The organism is Streptomyces sp. NRRL B-24085, from assembly GCF_001282115.1.
Classification (GTDB): Bacteria; Actinomycetota; Actinomycetes; order Streptomycetales; family Streptomycetaceae; genus Streptomyces.
Genome location: NZ_LJBR01000239.1, coordinates 21,569 through 29,828, shown reverse-complemented (window position 1 = coordinate 29,828; position 8,260 = coordinate 21,569). Strand labels below are relative to the sequence as shown.

At 70.1% G+C, this 8,260-nt stretch carries 8 protein-coding genes; 7 read left to right on the top strand and 1 reads right to left on the bottom strand.

Annotation, left to right across the window (positions count from 1 at the left end; genetic code table 11):
* The 3 genes from AOJ26_RS24975 to AOJ26_RS24965 form a co-directional block, all read left to right on the top strand.
* Positions 1-525: prepilin peptidase (locus AOJ26_RS24975; protein ID WP_053850589.1), on the top strand; the 525-nt coding region annotated here is incomplete at its 5' end.
* 71 nt (positions 526-596) lie between these two features.
* Positions 597-1,796, top strand: coding sequence for a cyclic dehypoxanthinyl futalosine synthase (gene mqnC / locus AOJ26_RS24970; RefSeq protein WP_053850588.1), 1,200 nt, complete (start codon positions 597-599; stop codon positions 1,794-1,796).
* Between the two features lie 7 nt (positions 1,797-1,803).
* On the top strand, positions 1,804-2,352 hold the full coding sequence (locus AOJ26_RS24965) for an imidazolonepropionase-like domain-containing protein (RefSeq protein ID WP_053850587.1): 549 nt from the start codon (positions 1,804-1,806) through the stop codon (positions 2,350-2,352).
* A gap of 56 nt (positions 2,353-2,408) precedes the next feature.
* Here the strand turns inward: AOJ26_RS24965 and AOJ26_RS24960 are convergent, their stop codons facing one another.
* Entirely contained in the window at positions 2,409-3,419 is a 1,011-nt protein-coding gene (locus AOJ26_RS24960) for a chitinase (protein WP_053850586.1), read from the bottom strand.
* A 254-nt stretch (positions 3,420-3,673) separates the two neighbouring features.
* Between AOJ26_RS24960 and AOJ26_RS24955 the strand changes: the two genes are divergently transcribed.
* Genes AOJ26_RS24955 through AOJ26_RS24940 form a run of 4 tightly spaced genes read left to right on the top strand, consistent with a single transcriptional unit; the run spans position 3,674 to position 8,248 of the window.
* Positions 3,674-3,985, top strand: a complete 312-nt coding sequence (locus tag AOJ26_RS24955; RefSeq protein ID WP_053850585.1) for a hypothetical protein — start codon at positions 3,674-3,676, stop codon at positions 3,983-3,985.
* A gap of 17 nt (positions 3,986-4,002) precedes the next feature.
* Complete coding sequence (locus tag AOJ26_RS24950) at positions 4,003-6,249, top strand: bifunctional polysaccharide deacetylase/glycosyltransferase family 2 protein (protein ID WP_053850584.1); 2,247 nt, start codon at positions 4,003-4,005, stop codon at positions 6,247-6,249.
* A complete protein-coding gene (locus tag AOJ26_RS24945; RefSeq protein ID WP_053850583.1) occupies positions 6,249-7,556 on the top strand; it encodes an acyltransferase family protein in 1,308 nt (435 codons plus the stop codon). Before AOJ26_RS24950 ends, AOJ26_RS24945 begins: the two co-directional genes overlap by 1 nt.
* Positions 7,553-8,248: a demethylmenaquinone methyltransferase gene (locus AOJ26_RS24940; RefSeq protein WP_053850582.1), complete on the top strand. Its 696-nt coding sequence runs from the start codon at positions 7,553-7,555 to the stop codon at positions 8,246-8,248. The genes AOJ26_RS24945 and AOJ26_RS24940 overlap by 4 nt, the downstream gene beginning before the upstream one ends.
* Positions 8,249-8,260 lie beyond the last annotated feature (12 nt).

The following is an 8,260-nucleotide window of genomic DNA, read 5'->3' as shown; positions in this document are numbered from 1 at the left end:
TCTCCGAGCCAGCTCACCGCCCTCCTCTGCGCCGCCCTCGCCGCCGCCACCGGCACCCGCCCGGAGATCGCCGTCTGGCTGCTGCTCACCCCGGTGGGCGTCCTGCTCGCCGTGGTCGACGTGCGCGTACGACGGCTGCCCGACCCGCTCACCCTCCCCCTCGCGGCCGCCGCGCTCGCCCTGCTCGGGGCGGTCTCCTCCCTGCCGGAGCACACCGGCACCTGGACGCACGCCCTGTCCGGCACCCTCGCCCTCGGCGCCGGCTACTGGGTGCTGTGGCGGATCAACCCCGGCGGCATGGGCTTCGGCGACGTGAAGCTGGCGCTCGGCGCGGGCGCGGTCCTCGGCTGGTACGGCTGGGACACCGTGCTGCTGGGCACCTTCGCCGGGTTCCTGCTCGGCGCGCTGTACGGCGGTGCCCTGGTCCTGGCGGGCAGGGCGGGGCGCAGGACGGCGATCCCGTTCGGACCGTTCCTGATCACGGGGGTGTACGCGGGGCTGCTCATCGGTGCGTACACGGCCTGACATCCGGCTTGTCACAGGGCTGGCGTAGGCTGGCCCGGACCGCCCGAATCCTTGACGAAAGGCACGCCCCGGTGACCGAGAAGGCCGACCTTCAGTCCGTCCTCGACCGTGCCGCCGAGGGTGGGCGCATCACCCCGGAGGAGGCGCTCGACCTCTACCGCGACGCCCCGCTGCACGCGCTGGGCTCGGCCGCGGACGCCGTGCGCCGCCGCCGGTACGCGGGCACGGAGCACATCGCGACGTACATCATCGAGCGGAACATCAACTACACCAACGTCTGCGTCACGGCGTGCAAGTTCTGCGCGTTCTACGCCCCGCCCACCGCCAAGGACAAGGGCTGGACCCGCGACCTGGACGACATCCTGCGCCGGTGCGCGGAGACCGTCGAGCTCGGCGGCACGCAGATCATGTTCCAGGGCGGCCACCACCCGGACTACGGCGTGGAGTACTACGAGAAGCACTTCGCCGCCATCAAGAAGGAGTTCCCCCAGCTGGTCATCCACTCGCTGGGCGCCTCCGAGGTCGAGCACATGGCGAGGATCTCGAAGGTCTCGGTCGAGGAGGCGATCCAGCGCATCCACGCGGCCGGTCTCGACTCCTTCGCCGGCGCCGGCGCCGAGCTGCTGCCCGAGCGCCCCCGCAAGGCCATCGCCCCGCTCAAGGAGTCCGGCGAGCGCTGGCTGGAGATCATGGAGACCGCGCACCGGCTGGGCGTGGAGTCCACCTCCACCATGCTCATGGGCACGGGCGAGACCAACGCCGAGCGCATCGAGCACCTGCGGATGATCCGTGACGTCCAGGACCGCACGGGCGGCTTCCGGGCCTTCATCCCGTACCTCTACCAGCCGATGAACAACCACCTGAAGGGCCGCACCCAGGCCACGATCTTCGAGTACCTGCGGATGATCGCCATCTCCCGGCTCTTCATGGACAACATCGCCCACATCCAGGGCTCCTGGCTGACCACCGGCCAGGACGCGGGCCAGCTCACCCTGCACTACGGCGCGGACGACCTCGGCTCGGTCATGCTGGAGGAGAACGTCGTCTCGGCGGCCGGTGCCAAGCACCGCTCCAACCTCCAGGAAATGATCGACATGATCCGCACGGCGGGCCGTGTCCCGGCCCAGCGCTCGACGACCTACGAACACCTCGTGGTCCACGACGACCCGGCGAACGACCCGGTCGACGCGCGCGTCCAGTCCCACATCTCCTCGACGGCCATCGAGGGCGGCACCGCCCACCCCGAGCTGAAGATCCTCGCGTCCAACTAGGCCCGCCTTGCTGACGATCCACACCGCCGACCTCGTGAACCCGGGCGGCGAGAGCCCCTCGCTGCCCGGCGGGGCGGTACTGGTCGAGGGACGACGGATCGCGGCCGTGGAGACGTACGAGGACCTGGTGGCCGCCCATCCGACGGCACGGGTGCGCCGCTGGCCGGGAGTCCTCACCCCCGGCCTGCTGCACCCGCACGGGCGGGAGCTGCTGGAGGAGTCCTACCACCCCGACCCCCGGGAGGACTTGGGCGACGAACCTCTCACCGGCGAGGCACTGTCGGCCCTGGCCATGACCGACGCGCGATGGGGCGCGAGCGCACGCCGGGGCGTACAGCGGTTGCTGGCGCAGGGCACGGCGGCGGTGGTGGGCCCCTTGCAGCGCCCCACGGTGATCGACGCCGTGCACAGGTCGGGGTTGAGAATCCAGGACGGGTCAGCGGAGGCGGCCCCACCCCCGTTGCTCCCCGGCGCGGACGCGACGTTCGCGATCTTCTCCGGAACGGAATGCGTGGCAACGGTAATCAGGGGCCGCTTGCTACACAGGCGCAGGTGAGTACTTAGGGGCGCGGGGAACTGCGCGACAAGCCCCCACCGGCCGGCACTCGAAACTCAACCGGCCAAAGCCTCTCCGAACGCCCCCGAACTCTGCGAAACCCCACTGCAATTGGTCAACGGATCATCCTCACCGGAATCCCCCGACGCACACTGCTGATCCCGGAACGTCGACCACATCGACACCCACCCCACCCCCTGCGACTCGGCGAACTCCCGCACCTGCGCCGCGTCGGACAACGTGAACGTCTCCCCGTCCACGTCATTCGTCCCGATCATCGAGGTGAGCGCAAGAGCCCGCCACGCAGTGGAGTCCGACGTACCGAAGACCGACTTCAACTGCGTCTGCGCCGCCTTCGCCGAGGTGATCGCGTAATCCCCCATGTCCCCGTCGTACGACTCCCCGTAGTTCATCGTCATGATGTTGACCGTCGACACCTGAACCGCGTTGTTGTTCGCGGACTCCAGCAGAGCCACGCTGTCGTCGTCGAGCCCCGACGGCATCACGGGCAGCGTGAACGAGACGGCGAGATCGGTCCGTTCCTCCTGGAGCAACGCGATCGCCTCCGACCGCAGCTCCACCGAGTCGGAGTCCGTCAGCGCGTCCCCCTCGACGTCGAAGTCGGCGAGCGAGGAACCCGCCGCGTCCAGCGCCGAGCCGTACGCCGCCGCGAGCTTCGCCGCGCTGGAGCAGGTCTCGGCCAGCTCCTTCCCGGACGCCCCGCCGAAGGAGACCCGTACCTCGGCGCCGTCCTCCTTGAGCGCGTCGATCCGGGACGCGACGGACGAGTCACCGACGGCGGACGTGCCGTTCCAGGACGGCGTGCAGTCACTGCCGTCGGCGATCACGAACGCGAGGTTGTACACGGAGGGCGAGCCCGCGGAGTCGTTGTCGGAGGCCCCGGTGGCACTGACGTACGGGGCGTACCCGGTGACCGCCGACGGTGACGCGCTGCTCCGGTCCGGCGGCTTCGCGTCCGAGGTGCTGTCCGCTGCGGAGGAACACCCCGCCGTGGCCAGGGCGACCAGACAACTGAGCCCGGCCATCGGCTTCAGGAAACTCCGCATTTCGCATGCACCCGCTCTCGTGAGGTCACCTTTCGGGGAGCGAATGTCTCACACGGACCTGAGCTTTCCCGGCCCCTCTCAGGAAACAGACAGCATAAGGGCCTTCTCATATGCGCTTCACAAGAACGCCAAATGCGAACACATAAAGACCGCCTAACGTCTGGGGAATGCATTCCGAGCCTGCCACCGAAAACCGCGCCGACGCGCGCGGTCGCCGCCGCAAACGCGGCAGTAACGGGTCCGTCGAAGGGCCCGTGTTCGTTGACAACTCCGGACGCCGTTCCCGGCTGCTGCGCCGGATCGGCCTCCTCTTCGGCGCCCTGTCCCTCGGATACGCCGTCGTCCTGGGCCTGGCCTTCATGGGCATCGGCGTCTCCAGCACCACGCTGCTGCCCTTCGCGGGCGGCCCCGGCGGTTCCTCGACCTCCGGCCCCGGCGGCATCCAGCCGCAGGGCGGTGTCGGCACCCCGCCGGCCCTGCCCACCGGCACTCCGCCCTCGGGCGCCGCCACCGGCGCTCCGCCGAGCGCCGCCCCGACCGCGACCGCCTCCGCGGCCTCCAACTGACCGGAACGGCCCACCACATGACCACGACGACGCCCTCCCGCGGCCGCCGGCGTGCCCCCTCCCGCATCGAGCGGGCGGCGGGCAGGGCCGCGGCGCTGCAGAAACCGCGGGTCATCCTCGCCCTGCTGCTCCTGCTCGGCCTGACCAGTGTGATGCTGCTCGACGGCTATCTGCGCGCCGAGGTCGGCGGCGACCAGCGGGTGCGCGACGGCGCCAGCTCCAGCAAGGTCCCCGACGAGATCATCAACGGCGGGCCGATCATCAGCTTCAGGGGCGGCCAGGCGACCACGACCTCCGTGCCGGACAAGACGATCGCGCTCACCTTCGACGACGGCCCGAACCCGACGTACACGCCCCAGGTGCTGGAGATCCTGGAGAAGTACGACGTACCGGCGACGTTCTTCGTGGTGGGCTCGATGGTCTCGCGCTACCCGGGGATCGTGAAGGACATGGTCGACCAGGGCAATGAGGTGGGCATCCACACCTTCACCCACGTCGACCTCTCGTACCAGAGCGACGCCCGCATCCGGCGCGAGATGACCCAGACGCAGCTCGCCCTCGCGGGCGCGGCCGGCATCACCACCACGCTGTTCCGGGCGCCGTACTCCTCGGAGACGGACGCGATCGACAACTACAGCTGGCCCGTCTACAAGAAGCTCGGCGAGGAGGGCTACACCAGCGTCTTCGTCGACACCGACAGCGACGACTGGAAGAAGCCGGGCGTCTCGAAGATCGTCAAGTGGGCCACCCCGTCCGGGACCTCGGGCGCCTCCGTGCTGATGCACGACGCCGGCGGCGACCGCGAGCAGACGATCGCGGCGCTGCCGGAGTACATCGAGAAGATGCGGGAGAAGGGCTACACCTTCACCACCGTCAGCGGGGTCGTCGAGGCGCAGAGCACGGGCGCGCAGTTCCCGGGCGGGAACCGCAGCGGCGACCAGAACGGCACCGACCGACTCCAGGCCGCCCACCGCGAGGCCACCGGGGCGACCCTCTACGAGGGCAAGGCGCTCGTCGTGGCCGTCGCCGTCGCCGAGTACACCGTGCCCACGCTGTCGGCCGGACTCGTGGTCGTGGGCGTGGCCGTCATCGGCCGGTTCGGGATGATGCTGATCCTCGCCCGCCGCCACTACCGGCAACGCAACAGACGCCGCTTCTCCTGGGGGCCCGCGGTCACCCGGCCGGTGACCGTGATCGTCCCGGCGTACAACGAGAAGGAGTGCATCGCCAACACCCTGGAGTCGCTGGCGAGGAGCACCCATCCGATCGAGATCATCGTGGTGGACGACGGTTCGTCGGACGGCACCTCCGAGATCTCGCGGGAGGCGGCCCGGGCCCTCGGCATGACGAACGTCCGTGTCATCCGCCAGGAGAACGCCGGCAAGCCGGCCGCCCTCAACAACGGTGTCCGCCACGCCAGTCACGACATCGTCGTGATGATGGACGGCGACACCGTCTTCGAGCCGGACACCGTACGGCAGCTCGTGCAGCCCTTCGCCGACCCGGAGGTCGGCGCGGTCGCCGGCAACGCCAAGGTCGGCAACCGCAACACCGTGATCGGGGCCTGGCAGCACATCGAGTACGTGATGGGCTTCAACCTCGACCGCCGGATGTACGACCTGCTGCGCTGCATGCCCACCATCCCGGGCGCGATCGGCGCGTTCCGCCGCGAGGCGGTCCTCCAGGTCGGCGGGATGAGCGAGGACACCCTCGCCGAGGACACCGACATCACCATCGCGATGCACCGCGCCGGCTGGCGGGTCGTCTACCAGGAGCACGCGCGCGCGTGGACCGAGGCGCCGGGCTCCCTCAAGCAGCTCTGGTCGCAGCGCTACCGGTGGTCGTACGGCACCATGCAGGCGCTGTGGAAGCACCGCAAGTCCCTCACCGACAGGGGGCCCTCGGGCCGCTTCGGCCGGGTCGGCATGCCGCTGGTGGTGATCTTCCAGATCGTCACGCCGGTCTTCGCCCCGCTGATCGACGTGTTCACCGCCTACTCGATGATCTTCGTCGACTTCCGGGCGGCGCTGTACGCGTGGCTGGCGGTCCTCGGCGTCCAGCTCGTGTGCGCCGCGTACGCCTTCAGGCTGGACAAGGAGCGGTACCGCTATCTGCTGATGATGCCGCTCCAGCAGCTCGCCTACCGGCAGATGATGTACCTCGTCCTGATCCACTCCTGCATCACCGCGCTCACCGGCGGCCGCCTGCGCTGGCAGAAGCTGAAGCGGACCGGCGAGGTCGGCACCCCGGCGGGGGTCGGCTGATGAGCTGGGAGCAGCAGGGCCACCAGCCCCAGGGGTACCAGCAGCAGGGGTATCCGCAGCAGTACCAGGGATACGGGCCCGAGTACGGGTACCCGGAGTACGTACAGCAGTCGTACCCGCAGCAGTACGCGGCTCCGGTGCCGGACGCGACAGCCCCCTTGCCGGTGGTGGAGCCGGAACCGGAGCCACCGGTCCCCGGTGCTCCCACCGACGCCGAGGCGGAGGAGGAGAAGCCTCCGTCTCGGCCCGCCGGCCGTGACCGCTACTTCGACACGCTGAGAGCCGTCGCCCTGGTCCGGGTCGTCGCCTATCACACGTTCGGGTGGGCCTGGGCCGGTCTGGTCTTCCCCTCCATGGGGGTCATGTTCGGCCTGGCCGGGACCCTGATGGCGAAGTCCCTGGAGCGCCCGGCGGCCCAGGTGGTCAGGAGCCGGCTGCGCCGCCTGCTGCCGCCGTTCTGGTTCTGGGGCGTCTTCGTGGTCCTCGCGATGCTGGTCCACGGCTGGATGCCGGGCTGGCAGATCGTCTTCTGGGTCGTGCCGCTCGGCGACCCGCCGGGCAACGCGTGGGGCGAGCAGGCCTGGGAGATCCTCTGGTACCTGCGCACCTACCTCTGGTTCGTCCTGCTGTCCCCGGTGCTGCTGAAGGTGTTCCGGACGGCCCCGGTGCCGGTCCTGCTGGCCTCTCTGACCCCGATCGTGGTCTTCCAGTTCCTGTGGCAGCCCCCGGACGACCGCCTCGGCAGCGCGCTGACCGACCTCGCCACCTTCCTGTTCTGCTGGATCCTCGGCTTCGCCCACCGGGACGGGGTCATGGACCGGATCAGGCCGGCCGCCGTCGTCGTGCTCTCGTCCGCCGCGCTCGGGTTCGGCGGCTGGTACGCCCTCACCCACCAGGCCGAGACGGGGTCGTACGACCTCGACGACATCCCCCTCGCCCAGGCCTTCTGGTCCGCCGGGTACGTGATGCTGCTGATGTGGGCCAAGTCGTACTTCCGGATCGGCTTCGCGTGGCTGACCCGCTTCCGGCGCGCGGACCGGGTCGTCACCGTCTTCAACTCCCGCGCGGTGACGATCTACCTGTGGCACGAGATCGCGTTGATCCTGGCCGTGCCGCTGATCGACCGGTTCTGGAACGTGCCCGCGTTCGAGAAGTGGCTGCCGCTGGAGAGCCAGTGGTTCATGTTCGGTGTCGGCTGGATCCTCGTCGCGGTGTTCGTGCTGCTGTGCGGATGGGTGGAGGACGTGGCCGGGAAGAAGAAGCCGCAGCTTCTCCCGGGCGGGCGGCCTGCAAGAATGGGGACGTGACCCGCGCTTCCCTGAACAAGCAGCCGCACGAAGTCGCCTCGATGTTCGACGACGTGGCGGAACGGTACGACCTGACCAACGACGTGCTGTCGCTGGGCCAGGACCGGGTGTGGCGCAAGGAGGTCGCCAGGGCCGTCGACGCCCGCCCCGCCCAGAAGATCCTGGACCTGGCGGCGGGCACCGCCACCTCGTCGCTGCCCTTCGCCCGCACCGGCGCCTACGTCGTGCCCTGCGACTTCTCGCTGGGCATGCTCCGGGTCGGCAAGCGGAACCACTCCTGGCTGCCGTTCACCGCGGGCGACGCCACGAGGCTGCCCTTCAAGGACGGCACCTTCGACGCCGTCACCATCTCCTTCGGGCTGCGCAACGTCCAGGACACCGACGCCGCGCTGCGCGAGATGTACCGGGTGACCCGGCCCGGCGGCCGGGTCGTGATCTGCGAGTTCTCCCACCCGACCTGGGCGCCCTTCCGCACGGTCTACACCGAGTACCTGATGCGCGCCCTGCCGCCGGTGGCCCGCGCGGTCTCCTCCAACCCCGACGCGTACGTCTACCTCGCCGAGTCCATCCGCGCCTGGCCCGACCAGCCGGCCCTCGCGGAGCGCCTCCAGAAGGCGGGCTGGTCGAAGGTGGCGTGGCGGAACCTGACGGGCGGGATCGTGGCCCTGCACCGGGGCGTCAAGGCGGGCTGACCGGCCCGGCGC

Excerpts from the sequence above, each read along its gene's own strand:
- AOJ26_RS24945 (WP_053850583.1), top strand. The coding sequence starts at position 6,249 with ATGAGCTGGGAGCAGCAGGGCCACCAGCCCCAGGGGTACCAGCAGCAG.
- AOJ26_RS24960 (WP_053850586.1), bottom strand. The coding sequence starts at position 3,419 with ATGCGGAGTTTCCTGAAGCCGATGGCCGGGCTCAGTTGTCTGGTCGCC.
- AOJ26_RS24950 (WP_053850584.1), top strand. The coding sequence starts at position 4,003 with ATGACCACGACGACGCCCTCCCGCGGCCGCCGGCGTGCCCCCTCCCGC.